Origin of the sequence: Streptomyces sp. NPDC102451, assembly GCF_044765485.1 — a bacterium.
GTDB lineage: Bacteria > Actinomycetota > Actinomycetes > Streptomycetales > Streptomycetaceae > Streptomyces.
Map to the genome: position 1 here is coordinate 1 of NZ_JBIWKD010000040.1, position 15,627 is coordinate 15,627.

Sequence of the window (15,627 nt, forward strand, 5' to 3'; positions counted from 1 at the left end):
CATGGCCTTCGAAGCACTCGACCAGCTCGCCATGGAACACCTCCTCGGCGTCCGCTGACCCCACCCCGGGGTGCCCGGCCCACCACCGGGCACCCAGGAGCGTCCCCGCCGTGACACCGCCGGATCCGCGCAGGGGCTTGACGAACATCCCGTGGGAGCGTTCCCATGGGCCCGGCCACCCTCTCACCGCAAGGGCACCACCGTGACAGAACCTTCCCCGGACGGGCGGACCGGACGCCGCAGCCGTCGCACCAGGCGGATCGTCGTCCCCCTCACCGTCGTCTCCGCGATCGTCGCCGGCACCGTTCTGTCGGGGTGCGGCCAGCAGCGGGACGAGGACGTCTACACCGTCATGAACTCCTCGACCGACGAGTCGTACCACCGCTGGGACGGTGACACCCTCAAGCGCTGCAGCAAGGAGCTCGGGGTCACCATCGAGCAGCAGAGCGTGCCGGCCTCGCAGCTGATGACGAAGGCGCTGCGCATGGCGTCGTCGAAGTCGCTGCCGGACGTCCTCCAGCTGGACGCCTCCGAGATGCCGACCTTCGCCGAGGCCGGCGGGCTGATCCCGCTGAAGGACCTCGGGCTGACCACGACGGACATCCCCGAGGGGATCGTCGACTTCGGCTCGTTCGACGGGAAGTACTACGGGGCCGCGCGCACGGTGAACACCCTGGCGCTGTTCTACAACAAGGACACCCTCGACAAGGCCGGTCTGGAGGTGCCCACCACCTGGGCCGAGATGCAGTCGACGGCGAAGAAGCTGACCCAGGGCAAGCGGTACGGCCTGGCGCTCAGCGCGGGCGGCGCGGAGGACGGCGTCTTCCAGTTCACCCCGTTCATGTGGTCCAACGGCGGCGACGAGGCGAAGCTCGACACCCCCGAGGTCGCCGGTGCCCTGGACTACTGGAAGGCGCTCCTGAAGGACGGCTCGCTCTCCAAGTCCACGGTCAACTGGACCCAGGCCGACGTCAACGACCAGTTCATGGCCGGCAACGCGGCCATGATGATCAACGGCCCGTGGCAGGTCGAGACCCTGAACTCCAAGAAGGGCCTCAACTGGGGCATCGCCGAGATCCCGGTCCCGAAGGCGGGCGACGACTCGGTCGGTCCGCTGGGCGGCGGTGTGCTGACCGTGCCCAACACCGGTGACACCGAGCGCGAGAAGACGGCCGCCAAGATCATCGGCTGTATGTCGGGTGAGCAGGAGGAGATCTCCTACGCCATCAACAGCTGGATGGTCCCGGCCAACACCAAGGCGGCCGACATCTGGCGGAAGAAGACCCCCGAGCTGGCGGCGCTGGCCGACCAGGTCGCCACGGCCCGGTCCCGTACCGCGAAGGTCGGCGCGCAGTGGTCGTCCGTGTCGCTGGCCCTGCAGAGCGCCTTCCAGTCCGCGCTCACCGGCGAGTCGAGCGAGGCCGCGCTGAAGCGTGCCCAGCAGCAGGTCACGAGCGGGAACTGAGGTAACGAACCATGTCATCCACCACAGCCTCAGCCACCGCTCCGCCGGCCGGCACGAAGGCCCCCGCGGCCGGTGCGGCCGGCAAGCCGGTGAACCCGCGGAGCGCCAAGCGGCGCAAGTCGCTCGCCCAGTGGGGGTTCATCGCCCCCGCCGTGATCTTCATGGCGCTGTTCTTCGGCTACCCGCTCGTCCGCAACATCGTGATGAGCTTCCAGGACTACTCGCCGTCCACATTCTTCACCGGTGAGGCGCCGTTCAACGGCTTCGACAACTGGAGCAACGTCTTCGACGACGGGCTGTTCGGCAAGGCCCTCTGGCAGACGATCCTCTTCACCGTCGGCTCGCTCGTCGGCCAATTCTGCATCGGTCTGGCCCTCGCCGTCTTCTTCACCCGCCGCTTCCCGCTGAACGGGATCCTGCGCTCGCTGATCCTGCTGCCGTGGCTGGTCCCGATGGTCGTCTCCGGCATCGTGTGGCGGCGCATCTTCGACCAGGACACCGGTGTCCTCAACTCCTTCCTCGGCACCGTCGGCCTCCCCGGTGACACCCCGTGGCTGACGAGCACCAGCATGGCGCTGATCTCGGTGATCCTGGTGAACATCTGGATCGGCATCCCGTTCAACATGGTGATCCTCTACGGCGGCCTCCAGGAGGTCCCCAAGGAGCTGAACGAAGCCGCCGCGCTCGACGGCGCGTCCGCCTGGCGTACGTTCCGCTCGGTCACCCTGCCCATGCTCAAGCCCGTCATCACTGTGGTGCTGGTGCTCGGCTTCATGTCGACGGTCAAGATCCTCGACCTGGTCCTCGCCCTCACCGACGGCGGGCCCGCCGACTCCACGCAGACGCTCGGCACGCTCACGTACCAGAACTCCTTCGTCCAGATGGACTTCGGGGCCGGTGCCGTGGTCGGCAACATCCTGATCCTGATCTCCGCCGTCTTCGCGGTGTTCTACCTGCGGGTCAACCGCAACGAGGGGAAGTGACCGGCATGGCGACCACCACCCAGATCCCCGCCGCCCCGGCTCCCGCGGCCGTCCACCGGCCCAAGCGCCGCTGGGGTGCGACCGTCTTCGGCGTCGTCGTCCTCGCGGTCATGCTGTTCCCGCTGTACTGGATGATCAACACCGCCCTGCAGCCCGACGCGAGCCTGGTCGACGTGGGCCCGGTGCCGACGGGCATCGACTTCTCCGGCTTCACCTCGGCCATCACCGACCAGGGCACCAACCTGCTGACCTCGCTGGCCGTGGCGCTCGGCGCGGTGGCCATCTGTCTGGCGATCTCCGCGCCGGCGGCGTACGGCCTGGCGCAGTTCAACCTGCGCGGCGGCAGGACGATCGTCTTCGGCACGCTCATCACCCAGATGGTGCCGGGCATCGTCATCGCCAACGCCCTGTACAGCGCCTACGTGGACCTCGGCCTGGTCAACTCCTACTTCGGCCTGATGCTGGCGGACGCCTCGCTGGGCATCCCCTTCGCGATCGTGCTGATGCGCTCGTTCATGGTGTCGATCCCGCGCGAGGTCATCGAGGCCGCCGAGGTCGACGGCGCGGGCCGGATCCGTACGTTCATCCAGGTCGTCCTGCCGATGAGCCGCAACTCGCTGATCACCGCGGGGCTGTTCTCGTTCCTCTACGCGTGGAGCGACTTCATGTTCGCGCTCACGCTGAACACCACGGACGACGTCAAGCCGATCACCCTGGGCATCTACCAGTACATCGGCGCGCACGTCGGTGACTGGGGCTCGGTCATGGCCGCGTCCGTGCTCTCGGCGGTGCCCGCCGCGGTCCTCCTCGTCCTGTCCCAGAAGTACATCGCCGCCGGGATCACCGGCGGCTCGGTCAAGTAAGGGTTTCCATGAGTGACTTCCCGGTCTTCCCGCCCGGATTCGTCTTCGGCGCGGCCACGGCCTCGTACCAGATCGAGGGCGCCGTGGAGGAAGACGGCCGCGGCCCGTCCATCTGGGACACCTACAGCCACACGCCCGGCCGGACGGACGGCGGCGACACCGGTGACGTCGCCTGCGACCACTACCACCGCTACCCGGAGGACGTGGCGCTGCTGCGCGACCTGGGCGTGGAGTCGTACCGCTTCTCCATCGCCTGGTCCCGGATCCAGGCCACGGGCAGCGGGGCGGTCAACCCGAAGGGGCTGGACTTCTACTCCCGGCTCGTGGACTCGCTGCTGGAGGCGGGCATCGAGCCGGCCGCCACCCTCTACCACTGGGACCTGCCGCAGGCCCTGGAGGACAAGGGTGGCTGGCGGGTGCGGGAGACGGCGGAGCGCTTCGGCGAGTACACCGCGATCATGGCCGAGCACCTGGGCGACCGGGTGCCGCGCTGGATCACGCTGAACGAGCCCTGGTGCAGCGCGTTCCTCGGCTACTCGGTGGGCCGGCACGCGCCGGGCGCCCAGGAGGGCCGCGGCGCGCTGGCCGCCGCCCACCACCTGCTCGTCGGCCACGGCCACGCGATGAACGCGCTGCGCGCGGCGGGCGTCCGCGAGGCCGGCATCACGCTGAACCTGGACCGCAACGTCCCGGCCACCGAGTCGGACGCCGACCTCGCCGCGGTCGTCCGCGCGGACACCCAGCACAACCTGGTGTGGACCGAGCCGCTGCTTGCGGGCCGCTACCCGGTCACCGAGGAGGAGACCTGGGGCGAGCTGATCACCGGCCAGGACTTCCGCCGCGAGGGCGACCTGGAGCTGATCTCCCAGCCGATGGACTTCCTCGGCATCAACTACTACCGGCCGATCGTGGTCGCCGCCGCCCCGCACCGCGAGGCGGACCCGGCCCTGCGGGTGGCCACCGACAACCGCTTCACCGAAGGTCAGTACCCGGACGTGCGGCGCACCGCGATGGGCTGGCCGGTCGTCCCGGAGTCCTTCACCGACCTGCTGACGGTGCTGAAGCAGACCTACGGCGACGCCCTGCCGCCGGTGCACATCACGGAGAACGGCTCGGCGGAGTTCGACAGCGTCGAGGCGGACGGTTCCGTCCGCGACGCGGACCGCGTGGAGTACCTGCGCACCCATCTGACGGCGCTGCGGGCGGCCATGGACGCCGGTGTCGAGGTACGCGGGTACTACGTGTGGTCGCTGCTGGACAACTTCGAGTGGGCACTGGGCTACGCGAAGCGGTTCGGGATCATCCGGGTGGACTACGACACCCTGGAGCGCACCCCGAAGGACAGCTACCGCTGGTATCAGCAGCTGATCGCGGCGCACAAGGCCTGATCGTCCGGTCTCCCCACCGGGGGCGTACGCGTGCACCACGGCGCGTACGTCCCCGGTCGGCGTTGTGGCGGGACTGCTCGCCCAATTTTACTAGCCATGTACATAGTAGCCATGTACGGTATTCGCCATGAGTGAGGGAACGCACGGGATGACCCCCGGCTATCTGGTCTGGCGGCTGTCGATCAAGTGGCGGGTCGCCGTGGACCAGGCACTGGCGCCGCTGAACCTGACGCACGCTCAGTACGCCGTGCTGTCCTCCCTGTTCGGCATGGAGCGGGCCGGTCTGCGCCCGAGCCAGCGGGAACTGGCCGATCACACGGGCCTGGAGGCCCTCTACGTGTCGAAGCTGGCCCGCTCGCTGGAGGGGGCCGGGCTCGTCCGGCGCACCCGTGACACATCGGACACCCGTGTCGTACGGCTGGAGCTGACGGCTGCCGGCCAGGAGGCGGCCGGCCCGGCCATCCGCACCGTACAGCTGCTGCACGACCAACTCCTCGCCCCGCTGGGCGGGATGGGCGATCAGCGCACCGCGGCCCTGGTGCGTGACCTCACGGCACTCCTCGACACCCCGCTCGACCCCCGGTCCGAACGCTGAATGAAGGAGACCAGTGCCCGGCTTACGCGTACTCGACTCGACCCTGCACCACGAGGACACCGGGAGCGGGACGGCGTTCGTCCTCCTCCACGGCAATCCGGGCTCCTCCCACGTGTGGAGGAACGTGATGCCCGGTCTCGGCCCCGGGCGCCTGCTCGCCCCCGACCTCATCGGGATGGGCCGCTCCGGCAAGCCGGACATCGCCTACCGCTTCGCCGACCACGCCCGCTATCTGGACGCCTGGTTCGACGCGCTCGGCCTGGACCGTGTGGTCCTGGTCGGCCACGACTGGGGCGGCGCCCTCGCCTTCGACTGGGCGGCGCGGAATCCGGACCGAGTGCTCGGCGTCGCCTTCCTGGAGAGCATCGTCAAGCCCCTGGCCCGGTCCGACCTCTCCCCTCAGGCGCGCAGGCGGTCCGAGACGATCCGCACCCCCGGCCTGGGCGAGGAACTGGTCCTGGACCAGGACCTGTTCGTCCGCCAGGCCTTCACCGGAGGTGTCCTCACCCCGGTGGGCGACGCGGACCTGGCGGCCTATCTGGCCCCCTACCCGGACCGTGAGAGCCGCAGGCCCCTGCTCGCGTGGGCCCGCCAGATGCCTCTCGACGGCGATCCGGCGGAGCTCGTCGCCCGTATCGAGGCGTACAACGCCTGGCTCGCCAGGAGCGAGGACGTGCCCAAGCTGCTCATGACGTTCGAGGGCTCGCCGACCCTGCTGATCGGGCCCGGGACGGCCCGCTGGTGCGCGACGAACATCGCCTCGCTCGAAACGGTCCACTGCGGGGCCGCCGGTCATCACGCCCCGGAGGACCGCCCCGCCGAGATCGCCGCCGCGGTCTCGGCCTGGTCGGACCGGCACGGACTGCGGTGAGCGCCCGCGGTCATCTCAACGCACCGCGAACGCCGCCGGGTTGCCCAGCACGTCGTGCACCACCCGGGCCGCCGCGCCCCGTGCCGCGTCGCCGGAGACGGACGAGGCCCGCAGCCGGCTGCCGTTCTCGTGCCAGCGGCCCGAGACCACCCGGGCGGTGAGCTGGGCGTCGGCAGGCCCCTCCAGCCAGGGCATGAGGTTCCGGTAGATCCCGCCGAGCACGACCGCCTCCGGGTCGAAGAGGTTCACCGCGCCGGCCAGGACCAGGCCCAGCCGGTCCCCCGCCTCGCGCAGCGCCGTGACGGCCTGCTCCTGGCCGGCCGCCGCGCGCTGTTCCAGCTCGGCGATCCCGCGTACACCCGTGTCCGGGTCCATCCCGGCCGCGCGCAGCAGGGCCGCCCGGCCGGCGTACTGCTCCAGGCAGCCGTGCGCGCCGCACCGGCAGAGGGGGCCCTCCGGGTCGACCACGACGTGCCCGATCTCGCCGGCGAACCCGTGGGCGCCGCGGAGCATCTCACCGTTCACGACGAGCGCGCCGCCCACGCCGATCTCACCCGTGAGATAGAGGAAGGTGCGTACGCCGCCGAGGCCGCCGAACCACAGCTCGGCCAGGGCCGCCAGGTTGGCCTCGTTGTCGGAGCTGACGGCCAGTGCCCGCCCGGCCGGGCGCAGTGTGCTGAGCGCCTGCCCGAAGATGCCCTCGGCGGCGACCCTGCTCCAGCCGAGGTTGGGGGCCTGGCGGACGACGCCGCCGGAGACGAGGCCGGGCAGCGCCAGCTCGACACCGACCACCCGCAGTTCCTGTTCCCGCGTCGAGGCGATGACGCGGTTGGTGAGCCGGGCGGCGTGGGCCAGGACCTCGGCGGGCGGGACGTCCCGGTGGTCGGTGTGCTCGGTGACCCGGACCCGGTCGGTGCCGGTGAGGTCGACGGCGCACACGGAGACGTAATCGATGTTGATCTCCACCCCGAGCCCCGCCGGGCCGGTCCTGGAGAGCTTCAGCACGGTGCCGGGGCGCCCGGCCGACCCGCTGGAGGTCTTGCCGGACTCGCTGAGGCAGCCCAGGGCGAGCAGCTCCTCGACGAGCGAGGAGACGGCGGCCCTGGTGAGGCCGACGAGGCTCGCCACCCGCGCCCGGGTGACCTCGCCCTCGTCGCGGACGGTCCGCAGGACCAGGCTCAGGTTGTGACGGCGCACGGACTCGTGTCCGGCCTTGGCCGCGGGCGAGGTGAGGGTGTTCTTCATCAGACCTTCGAGCCTAACGGGAGAGGGCCGCACCCACCGGGGTGCGGCCCTCACTCACTTCGCGGTGCCTCTACTTGCGGATGAGACTGCGGAGCACGTACTGCAGGATGCCGCCGTTGCGGTAGTAGTCCGCCTCGCCGGGGGTGTCGATGCGGACGACGCCGTCGAACTCCACACCGGTGTCGGTGGTGACCTTGACGGTGCGCGGCGTGGTGCCGTTGTTCAGCTCGGTCACGCCGGCGAAGGAGAAGGTCTCCTCACCGGTCAGACCGAGGGACTCGGCGGTGTGGCCCTCGGGGAACTGGAGCGGGAGGACGCCCATGCCGATGAGGTTCGAGCGGTGGATGCGCTCGTAGGACTCGGCGATGACGGCCTTGACGCCCAGGAGCGCGGTGCCCTTGGCCGCCCAGTCACGGGACGAGCCGGAGCCGTACTCCTTGCCCGCCAGGATGACGAGCGGGGTGCCCGCGGCCTGGTAGTTCTGGGAGGCGTCGTAGATGAACGACACGGGGCCGTCGCCCTGGGTGAAGTCGCGGGTGTAGCCGCCCTCGGTGCCCGGCGCGATCTGGTTGCGCAGGCGGATGTTGGCGAACGTGCCGCGGATCATGACCTCGTGGTTACCACGGCGCGAGCCGTAGGAGTTGAAGTCACGGCGCTCGATGCCGTGCTCCGTGAGGTACTTGCCGGCCGGGGTGTCGGCCTTGATCGCACCGGCCGGGGAGATGTGGTCGGTGGTGACCGAGTCGCCCAGCTTGGCGAGCACGCGGGCGCCGGTGATGTCCTCGACCGGGGTCGTCTCCATCGTCATGCCCTCGAAGTACGGGGGCTTGCGCACGTAGGTGGACTCGGAGTCCCACTCGAAGGTGTTGCCGGTGGGGATCGGGAGGGCCTGCCACTGGGCATCGCCCGCGAAGACGTCCTGGTAGGACTTGTTGAACATGTCCTCGCCGATGGAGTTGGCGACGACGTCGTTGACCTCGGCCTCGGTCGGCCAGATGTCCTCGAGGTGGACGGGCTTGCCATCCTGGTCGACGCCGAGGGCGTCCTTGGTGATGTCGACCTTCATCGAACCGGCGATGGCGTACGCGACGACCAGCGGCGGGGACGCCAGGTAGTTCATCTTGACGTCGGGGTTGATCCGGCCCTCGAAGTTACGGTTGCCGGAGAGCACCGAGGTGACGGCCAGGTCGTGGTCGTTGACCGCCTTGGAGACCTCTTCCGGCAGCGGGCCGGAGTTGCCGATGCAGGTGGTGCAGCCGTAGCCGACGAGGTTGAAGCCGACCTTGTCGAGGTACGGGGTCAGGCCCGCCTTGTCGAAGTAGTCGGTGACGACCTTGGAACCCGGGGCGAGGGTGGTCTTGACCCACGGCTTGCGGGTCAGGCCCTTCTCGACCGCCTTCTTCGCCACGAGCGCCGCGGCGACCATGACGTACGGGTTCGAGGTGTTGGTGCAGGAGGTGATCGCGGCGACGGTGACGGCGCCGTGGTCCAGCTCGTACGTCGTGCCGTCGGGGGCGGTGACGGTGACCGGGTTCGACGGGACGCCGTTGGTGGCGGCCGGGGAGTCGGAGGCCGGGAAGGACTCCTTGCCCGCCTCCTCGTCGTCCGCGACGTAGTTGCGTACGTCCTGGGCGAACTGCGCCTTGGCGTTCGCGAGGACGATGCGGTCCTGCGGGCGCTTCGGGCCGGCGATGGAGGGGACGACCGTGGAGAGGTCGAGCTCCAGCTTCTCGGAGAAGTCCGGCTCGGCGGCCGGGTCGAGCCAGAGGCCCTGCTCCTTGGCGTACGCCTCGACGAGCGCGACCTGCTGCGCGTCACGGCCGGTCAGGCGGAGGTACTTCAGCGTCTCGTCGTCGATCGGGAAGATCGCGGCGGTGGAGCCGAACTCCGGCGACATGTTGCCGATGGTGGCGCGGTTCGCGAGGGAGGTGGCGGCGACACCCTCACCGTAGAACTCGACGAACTTGCCGACGACGCCGTGCTTGCGGAGCATCTCGGTGATGGTCAGCACGAGGTCGGTGGCGGTGGTGCCGGCCGGGAGCTCGCCGGTCAGCTTGAAGCCGACGACGCGCGGGATGAGCATGGAGACCGGCTGGCCGAGCATCGCGGCCTCGGCCTCGATGCCGCCGACGCCCCAGCCCAGCACGCCGAGGCCGTTGACCATGGTGGTGTGCGAGTCGGTGCCGACGAGGGTGTCGGGGTACGCCTGGCCACCCCGGACCATGACCGTGCGGGCCAGGTGCTCGATGTTGACCTGGTGGACGATGCCGGTGCCCGGGGGGACGACCTTGAACTCGTCGAAGGCGGTCTGGCCCCAGCGCAGGAACTGGTAGCGCTCCTTGTTCCGGCCGTACTCCAGCTCGACGTTCTGGGAGAACGCGTCGTTGGTGCCGAACTTGTCGGCGATGACGGAGTGGTCGATGACCAGCTCGGCCGGGGCCAGCGGGTTGATCTTCGTGGCGTCGCCGCCGAGCTCCTTCACGGCCTCACGCATGGTGGCGAGGTCCACGACACACGGCACACCCGTGAAGTCCTGCATGATCACGCGGGCCGGCGTGAACTGGATCTCCTGGCTGGGCTGGGCCTGGGAGTCCCAGCCGCCGAGCGCCCGGATGTGGTCGGCGGTGATGTTCGCGCCGTCCTCCGTGCGGAGCAGGTTCTCCAGCAGCACCTTCAGGCTGTAAGGGAGGCGCGCGGAGCCCTCGACCTTGTCCAGCTTGAAGATCTCGTACGACTCGTCGCCCACGCGCAGCGTGCTGCGGGCGTCGAAGCTGTTCGCCGACACGACAGTCTCCTTCTTCAATGTGCGCGTTCAACCGCGCCGCGCCTCATGTGCGGCCGGCGCCGCCAGCGGCCCCCACCATCCGCTAAGGTAAGGATTAGTTAGGTAACCCTTACCGAGCGGCGGCTGCGGTGCGCCTCGGCAGATATCTCGATGTCGAGATAACTCTAGTACATCGCCGCCGCGCGGTCATGCCCGGGCGCCCGTGTCCTCGGACGGTGAAGCTGTTCGCCCTGCCGTCAGGCCGGCGGTTCCTGCCCGCCGCCGGCCCGACGGCGCGGCCTCACCTCAGGTGCCGGCCGAAGAACCGGGCCCCGTCCTCCACCTCGAACCACGGGGTACCGACGTGTCCGCCCGGATTGGCGTGCAGCGTCTTCTCCTTGCTGCCGAAGGCGTCGAACAGGTCCAGGGCCCGCTGCCGGGGGTTCCCTTCATCGTCCCACTGCAGCAGGAACAGCAGCGGGACGGTGACCCGCCGGGCCTCCTCGCGCTGGGCGAGGGGCACATAGCCCCCGGCGAAGAATCCGGCGGCCGAGATGCGCGGCTCGTCCACCGCCAGCCGGATGCCGACGGCGGTCCACCCCGAGTACCCGACCGGGCCGCCGATCCCGGGCAGCGCGAGGAGGGCGTCCAGCGTGGTCCGCCACTCCGGAACCGCTTTCTCGACCAGCGGGCCGATGAGGGACTCGAAGATCTCGTCGACCGGCTCTCCGGCCTGCATCGCCCGGCGGAGTTCGGCGCGAGCCTGCTCATCGGCGGCGGACCGGGGCCGGTCACCGCACCCGGGCGCGTCGATGGAGGCCACCGCGTAGCCGTGCGCGGCGGAGTGCCGGGCCCGGGCCACCAGCCGGGACGCCGCCTTGGGCAGGCCGTTGTTGTGGGCCATCAGGATCAGCGGGGCCGGTGCGGCGGAGCCGGGCGTCCACAGGGTGCCGGGGATCTCGCCGAGGGTGAATTCGCGCTCGAGGACGCCGTCGTCGAGGCGCTGCGCGGAAGTGAAGTGCATGGTCGTGCCTTTCGGGAGTGCTCCTGAACGGCACTCCCGGACGACCTATCGCCCTGCCGTGACCCCGGAGGAGAGCACCCATGTCAGTACGTTCACGGGTACCACCTCCTCGTTCTCTCGCACGGCCTCCGGCAAGGTAACAGCGCCCGCCGAGGTCCGCCAAAGGGTTTTCCCGGCACGGCTGATGTACTGGGCATCCGCCTCCGGGGCCGTGTTCCCCGTTCCAGCCAGTTCCAGGACCTGCCTTGCCCTTCACCCACGCCTCCACGCCCTTCACCGACACCTCCGAGGCCGTACGGGCATGGGTCCACGGCTGGGCCGCCTCACGCGGCGCGGCCGAGCCGTCCCCCCGGCCCTGGGGCTTCACCGTGCGCACGGGCCCTCCCGCACACGCCACGAGCCACGTCCTGACCGCCGCCGACGCGGCAGCCGTGCGGGAGGTCACCTCGGGCGCGGCCAGGCCCGGCGTCCGGCTGAAGGCCTTCGTGCGGGCGGAGTCGCTGGCGTCCTGGATCGCACCCGGCTGGTCCCTCTCCGGCGAACCCGGCCATCTGATGTCGGCCCCGCTCCATCCCGCCCCGAGCCGCGCCCCGGCCCCGCTCCCCGACGGTTACCGGCTCCACACCTGGACCGGCGACGGCGTCACCCACGCCCGGGTGTGCGCGCCCGACGGCACGTCCGCCGCACGAGGCCAGGCGGCCGTCACCGGCGCCACCGCCGTCATCGACAAGGTGGAGACCCACCTCGCCAACCGGCGCCGCGGTCTCGGCCGCCTGATCATGCGCACGCTCACCGAGGCGGCTGCCGAACAGGGCGCGACGTTCGGCCTGCTGGCATCGTCGGCGGAAGGGCGGGCGCTCTACGAGAGCACGGGATGGTCCGTATCGGCACCCCTGGCCAACGCCCTGCGGGGCCCGGACCCGGCGCAGACCCCGCCGCCGCTCTCGGGTCCGCGTGCATGACCCGGCGGCTTCGGGATACGCGTACTCATGACAGAGGAGGCACAGATGCCGCTCACCTTCCGTAAGAGCTTCCGGATCCTCCCGGGCGTCCGGCTGAACATCAACCGCCGCTCGTGGTCCGTCACCTCGGGCGGACGGCACGGACCGAGGCACACCACGAGCAGTACCGGCCGGCGCACCACGTCCATGGACCTTCCGGGCCCGTTCGGATGGCGCAGGACCACCAAGCGCAGCCGTCGCAGCTGACTCACCCGTTCGGCCGAGTTCCGCACGCCGGGCCGCCGGGCGCGCCCGACCCTTCAAACAGGCGCCACCGGCGGTCCCGGCACCCGACCGTCACGCGAACCGCACACCCCCGGCACGATCGTCATCTCATATCTGAGATAGCGTGCAGACATGGAAGATGACTACCTCGCACGTATCGGCAAGCTCATCCGTGACGCCCGTCAGCATCGTGGCTGGACACAGAGTCAGCTCGCCGAGGCGCTGGCCACGAGTCAGAGCGCCGTCAACCGCATCGAGCGTGGCAATCAGAACATCAGCCTTGAGATGATCGCCCGCATCGGCGAGGCCCTCGACAGCGAGATCGTGTCGCTCGGTTACGCCGGACCCATGCATCTGCGTGTGGTCGGCGGCCGCCGGCTCTCCGGCTCCATCGACGTCAAGACGAGCAAGAACGCGTGCGTCGCGCTGCTCTGCGGGTCCCTGCTCAACAAGGGCCGGACCGTGCTGCGCCGGGTGGCGCGCATCGAGGAGGTCTTCCGGCTGCTGGAGGTCCTCAACTCCATCGGTGTACGCACCCGCTGGATCAACGACGGTGTCGACCTCGAGATCCTGCCGCCCGAGCGGCTGGAGCTGGAGGCCATCGACGCGGACGCCGCGCGCCGGACCCGCTCCATCATCATGTTCCTCGGCCCGCTGCTGCACCGCATGGACCGCTTCACCCTGCCGTACGCCGGCGGCTGCGACCTCGGCACGCGCACGATCGAGCCCCACATGATCGCGCTGCGCCGCTTCGGCCTGGAGATCGCGGCGACCGACGGGCTGTACCACGCGCAGGTCGACCACGCGGTCCGTCCGGGACGCCCCATCGTGCTGACCGAGCGCGGCGACACGGTGACCGAGAACGCGCTGCTGGCCGCGGCCCGGCACGACGGCACGACGGTCATCCGTAACGCGTCCTCCAACTACATGGTCCAGGACCTGTGCTTCTTCCTGGAGGCGCTCGGCGTACGCGTCGACGGGGTCGGGACGACGACCCTCACGGTGCACGGCGTGCCCGAGATCGACGTGGACGTCGACTACTCCCCCTCCGAGGACCCGGTCGAGGCGATGAGCCTGCTGGCCGCGGCCGTGGTGACGGAGTCCGAGCTGACGATCCGCCGGGTCCCGATCGAGTTCCTGGAGATCGAGCTCGCGGTCCTGGAGGAGATGGGCGTCGACTGCGACCGTACGGCGGAGTACGCCGCGGACAACGGCCGCACCCGGCTGGTGGACCTGACGGTCCGGCCCTCCAAGCTGGAGGCGCCCATCGACAAGATCCACCCGATGCCCTTCCCCGGGCTGAACATCGACAACGTGCCGTTCTTCGCGGCCATCGCGGCCGCCGCGCACGGCAAGACCCTGATCCACGACTGGGTCTACGACAACCGCGCGATCTACCTCACCGACCTCAACCGCCTCGGCGGCAGGCTCCAGCTCCTGGACCCGCACCGCGTCCTGGTCGAGGGCCCCACCCGCTGGCGCGCGGCCGAGATGATGTGCCCGCCGGCCCTGCGCCCGGCGGTGGTGGTGCTACTCGCGATGATGGCGGCCGAGGGCACGTCCGTGCTCCGGAACGTGTACGTCATCAACCGTGGGTACGAGGAGCTGGCGGAGCGGCTGAACTCGGTGGGCGCGCAGATCGAGATCTTCCGGGACATCTGACGGGCGGGGTGTTGTGCCCCTTGGACCCAAGGGGCACAACACCTCAGAATGCCAACCTGACCTGCGAATACTCACCTTCACAACCCTTCGCTGATCACTGTCGCTTTTCAACTCCTTGTGCAACGCATATGCAAGATGATCTTTAATGACTGACGGTGCGTCAAGGAAACCTGAGTAACCGTCAGTCATCACGGAGGGTTGTTGCCGAAGTGGCCTCGCAACATCCGATGCCGGTCGGGTCACGCCGACCGAGTCTGGGCGACGAGCCGAGCCGCCATCTGCCCGACGGCGCCGGCCTCGCGACGCAGCCCGGGGTCCGACCGCGCATCCAAGTTCTCCGGCTGACCACTTCGCCACGCAGAAGAGGACCCGCACCAGGGGGCGCGTCCTCTGTCGTAGACGGGCGCCGTGTCACGGCCTGAGCCTGCTCCCACCTCGTGGGAGCACCCGCTGCGACGTCCGGGCCGACGAGGTGTCGGGCCGCCCCACGATGAGCAGCGTGACAAGTCTCCGCGCCCCAGGCTCTGGCCCTCAGCACATAGCCATGGGGACGGCCGAGACCGACCGCCAGCTGACCGACTCCACCCGCCTGATGTACTCCTCCGACACGGCCGCCTTCATTGCCTGGTGCGCGAGCGTTGGTCGGCGGCCGCTGCCTGCTAACGCGGAGACGGTCACTAAATATGTGGCGCACTTGACCGTGCGTTAGCCACGGCTCGTTGTCAGTCCCGGCTTCTAAGCTGCTCTCGGCGTTAGACCGATGGGGTGGAGGATTCCGTGGCACGGCAGTTGACGACGTACGAGCGGTTGACCTTGATCAGTAAGTGGAAGAGTCCGCCGGGGCCATCAGAGGAGCGTCGCCTCAGACGGGCAGAGGGCATGGTGCGGGCTGCGATTGATCAGCATGCGGCCTTCCATGGCGTCAACATCCACGTGGAGGCCAAGGGCTCGTACCCAAACAACACCAACGTCCGTGGAGACAGTGACGTCGATATCAAGGTCCAGTTGAACGAGTGCTTCTATTATGACGGGCAAGTGCCGATTCTCGCTGGCTCGGACTAGGTGCTGTCCGGCGGATCTTGGAGTCGTAGGCTCGAAGCATGATTAATCTCCAGGTCCGCAGCGAGGTCGGCACGATCGAGGCTCGCGCTAAGCACGGTGTGGTCTGGGGGCCGGAGCTGGCAAGTCTCGACCAGTCGGTGTTTCCGATGCTGGGGCACCTGTTGCCCTATGCAGACACTGTTTTCAACAGTCGCCAGGTGGCCACCCTGCTGGCCGAAGTCCCTCGTCTGCCTCCCGGCGTCGTCACGGAGGAGTTCGCGCGTGAGCTTATGGAACTCGGCCAGACGGTTCTCGACGGACACCACCTCTACCTGTGGTTCCTCGGGGACTGAGACAGCAGGTCTACTCAGCCCCTGAGCCAGAGCCGGATCGCGGCGGTGGCGACGGTGCTGACCTGACCCCTTTGGGGCCGACACGTCCGATTATGCCGCGAGTGTGAGGGGGTGGCTTCTTCGTTGCCGTTCCTCGTGCGGCGTCTG

The 15,627-nt window shown here is 69.5% G+C and carries 14 protein-coding genes; 11 read left to right on the forward strand and 3 right to left on the reverse strand.

The genetic code is table 11. The annotated features are described in order from the left end of the window. Positions 1-202 precede the first annotated feature (202 nt). The 6 genes from ACIRD8_RS37425 to ACIRD8_RS37450 all read left to right on the forward strand — a co-directional run bounded on the left by ACIRD8_RS37425 (position 203) and on the right by ACIRD8_RS37450 (position 6,165). Entirely contained in the window at positions 203-1,465 is a 1,263-nt protein-coding gene (locus ACIRD8_RS37425; RefSeq protein ID WP_404002142.1) for an ABC transporter substrate-binding protein, read from the forward strand. Positions 1,466-1,476: 11 nt separating this feature from the next. Further along, a complete protein-coding gene (locus ACIRD8_RS37430) occupies positions 1,477-2,448 on the forward strand; it encodes a carbohydrate ABC transporter permease (RefSeq protein WP_404002145.1) in 972 nt (323 codons plus the stop codon). A gap of 5 nt (positions 2,449-2,453) precedes the next feature. Beyond that, entirely contained in the window at positions 2,454-3,311 is an 858-nt protein-coding gene (locus tag ACIRD8_RS37435) for a carbohydrate ABC transporter permease (RefSeq protein WP_404002147.1), read from the forward strand. 8 nt (positions 3,312-3,319) lie between these two features. Continuing rightward, a complete protein-coding gene (locus ACIRD8_RS37440; protein ID WP_404002150.1) occupies positions 3,320-4,699 on the forward strand; it encodes a GH1 family beta-glucosidase in 1,380 nt (459 codons plus the stop codon). Positions 4,700-4,826: 127 nt separating this feature from the next. Continuing rightward, positions 4,827-5,294, forward strand: a complete 468-nt coding sequence (locus tag ACIRD8_RS37445) for a MarR family winged helix-turn-helix transcriptional regulator (protein ID WP_404002153.1) — start codon at positions 4,827-4,829, stop codon at positions 5,292-5,294. A 13-nt stretch (positions 5,295-5,307) separates the two neighbouring features. Beyond that, positions 5,308-6,165 carry a haloalkane dehalogenase gene (locus tag ACIRD8_RS37450; RefSeq protein WP_404002155.1) on the forward strand — a complete coding sequence of 286 codons (858 nt, stop codon included), beginning with the start codon at positions 5,308-5,310 and terminating at the stop codon, positions 6,163-6,165. 15 nt (positions 6,166-6,180) lie between these two features. Here ACIRD8_RS37450 and ACIRD8_RS37455 read toward each other — a convergent pair whose 3' ends face one another. From ACIRD8_RS37455 to ACIRD8_RS37465, 3 genes are all read right to left on the reverse strand, one after another. Further along, on the reverse strand, positions 6,181-7,410 hold the full coding sequence (locus ACIRD8_RS37455; RefSeq protein ID WP_404002158.1) for an ROK family protein: 1,230 nt from the start codon (positions 7,408-7,410) through the stop codon (positions 6,181-6,183). Between the two features lie 70 nt (positions 7,411-7,480). After that, positions 7,481-10,195, reverse strand: coding sequence for an aconitate hydratase AcnA (gene acnA, locus ACIRD8_RS37460; RefSeq protein ID WP_404002161.1), 2,715 nt, complete (start codon positions 10,193-10,195; stop codon positions 7,481-7,483). 280 nt (positions 10,196-10,475) lie between these two features. Then, on the reverse strand, positions 10,476-11,198 hold the full coding sequence (locus ACIRD8_RS37465) for a dienelactone hydrolase family protein (RefSeq protein ID WP_404002163.1): 723 nt from the start codon (positions 11,196-11,198) through the stop codon (positions 10,476-10,478). 245 nt (positions 11,199-11,443) lie between these two features. Here ACIRD8_RS37465 and ACIRD8_RS37470 point away from each other — a divergent pair, with 245 nt between their 5' ends. From ACIRD8_RS37470 to ACIRD8_RS37490, 5 genes are all read left to right on the forward strand, one after another. Continuing rightward, positions 11,444-12,160 (forward strand): GNAT family N-acetyltransferase, encoded by a 717-nt coding sequence (locus tag ACIRD8_RS37470; RefSeq protein WP_404002166.1) that lies wholly within the window; start codon positions 11,444-11,446, stop codon positions 12,158-12,160. A 45-nt stretch (positions 12,161-12,205) separates the two neighbouring features. Next, entirely contained in the window at positions 12,206-12,406 is a 201-nt protein-coding gene (locus tag ACIRD8_RS37475; protein WP_404002177.1) for a DUF4236 domain-containing protein, read from the forward strand. Between the two features lie 150 nt (positions 12,407-12,556). Beyond that, on the forward strand, positions 12,557-14,086 hold the full coding sequence (locus ACIRD8_RS37480; protein ID WP_404002168.1) for a helix-turn-helix domain-containing protein: 1,530 nt from the start codon (positions 12,557-12,559) through the stop codon (positions 14,084-14,086). A gap of 777 nt (positions 14,087-14,863) precedes the next feature. After that, a complete protein-coding gene (locus ACIRD8_RS37485) occupies positions 14,864-15,148 on the forward strand; it encodes a hypothetical protein (protein ID WP_404002171.1) in 285 nt (94 codons plus the stop codon). A 38-nt stretch (positions 15,149-15,186) separates the two neighbouring features. Continuing rightward, positions 15,187-15,480 carry a hypothetical protein gene (locus ACIRD8_RS37490; protein WP_404002174.1) on the forward strand — a complete coding sequence of 98 codons (294 nt, stop codon included), beginning with the start codon at positions 15,187-15,189 and terminating at the stop codon, positions 15,478-15,480. Positions 15,481-15,627 lie beyond the last annotated feature (147 nt).